We start from the raw sequence: 1,382 nt of genomic DNA, 5'->3' as shown, positions 1-1,382 counted from the left end.
GCGGTGGCGTCGGCCCGGGTCTCACGGCCGGGCGCGAACGGGTTCGCGGTGTCCGTCACGGGAGCCGTGGTGTCCACCACGGTGATCACCCCGCCCCGGTACGCCGTGTGGTAGGTCTCGCCGCCGGTGGCCCGCCGCAGCCGGGCGAGCAGGTCGCCCATCCCGGGGGCCGGTGCCAGCTGGTGCAGGAAGCTGCGGTGCAGCCGGGGCAGTTCCGGCCCGAGCGCGTACCCCCGGGCCGTCCGTACCAGGTAGCCGCGCTCGGTGAGCGGTCCCAGGAGGTGGTAGGCGGTGGACAGGGAGCACCCCGCGGCGCGGGCCAGCGCCTTGGCGCTGACCGGGCCGGGCGCCGCGGCCACCGCGTCGACGAGGGCCAGTGCGCGGTCGAGGGACTGCGGACCGGTGTGCGCCATGGTGCTGTTGGTTCCCCGTGGGTGGGCGGCAGGACGGCCTCCACCCTACGCGGGCGTACGGCGGCACCCCGGCCGCCCGTCCCCGGACCGCCCGGGGGGGACCGTCAGGTGCGCCGGCGGCGACGGGCGGCCAGCACCACGACGGCGATGATCGCGGCCACGATCAGCAGGACGACCAGGACGCCCACGATCAGCGCGGCGGTGCCCAGCTTCCCGAGGAAGCCCTTCTTCTTTTTCTTGGACTTGCTCTTCTTGCTGTCCTTCTTGCTGTCCTTGGACACGCCCGCCGCCTGCGTCAGGGCGGAGGCGTTCACGCTCGTCCCGCGGACGGTTCCGGCCAGGGCGCCGGCCTGGGCACCGGCCGCCACGGCGCTCCGGGCCGGGGCGGCCCGGTGGGCCGTGGGGGCCTCCGCCGCGTTCGCCGGCAGCGGGGCCAGCAGCAGCCCTGCCAGCAGCGCCACCGGTATCACCCTGGCGATCACACTCTTCCTCACACCGCTCTCCCTGTCCTCGACACCCGGTACGGGCCCCCTCCATGTCAGGTGTCTCGTACCCCTGGGCGCGGCGCGTACGCACGATCCGGCCATCCTCGGGTGTCGGGCCCGGGGAAGCAACCGCCGCGGCGGGCCTCAGGCCGTCACGGCTGCGGCGGCAGGTGGACGTCCAGGACGCAGATGTCGTCGCGGTGGGGCTTGCGGCCCGCCGCGAGGGTGCGCGCGAGGGTGTCGGCCCGGCCCTCCCGGACGAGCCGGGCCGCGGTCGCGGCGAGGGACTCCAGTCCTTCCTCGATGTCCACGCCCGGGTCCTCGACCAGGCCGTCGGTGTAGAACAGCAGGTGGTCGCCCGGCAGCAGGCCGATGTCCTCCTGCCCGTAGGTCACGCCGGCGGTGGCTCCGAGCAGGCTCCCCTGGGGCTGGGGGAGGAAGCTCGCTTCGCCGTGGCGGACCAGCAGCGGTGGGAGGTGTCCGG

3 protein-coding genes are annotated in these 1,382 nt (G+C 75.3%); all 3 read right to left on the bottom strand.

Annotated elements, in window-relative coordinates; all coding sequences use genetic code 11:
• The coding region (locus VR44_RS34905; protein WP_045951662.1) for a helix-turn-helix domain-containing protein at positions 1-413 on the bottom strand (413 nt) is incomplete at its 3' end.
• Positions 414-517: 104 nt separating this feature from the next.
• The gene (locus tag VR44_RS34900; protein ID WP_157880504.1) at positions 518-907 is read right to left on the bottom strand and encodes a hypothetical protein; all 390 of its coding nucleotides are present in this window, start codon (positions 905-907) and stop codon (positions 518-520) included.
• Positions 908-1,050: 143 nt separating this feature from the next.
• Positions 1,051-1,382: SpoIIE family protein phosphatase (locus VR44_RS34895; RefSeq protein WP_045951660.1), on the bottom strand; the 332-nt coding region annotated here is incomplete at its 5' end.

The organism is Streptomyces katrae (genome assembly GCF_000966975.1).
Taxonomy (GTDB): domain Bacteria; phylum Actinomycetota; class Actinomycetes; order Streptomycetales; family Streptomycetaceae; genus Streptomyces; species Streptomyces katrae.
This window is presented reverse-complemented; position numbering and strand designations above follow the sequence as displayed.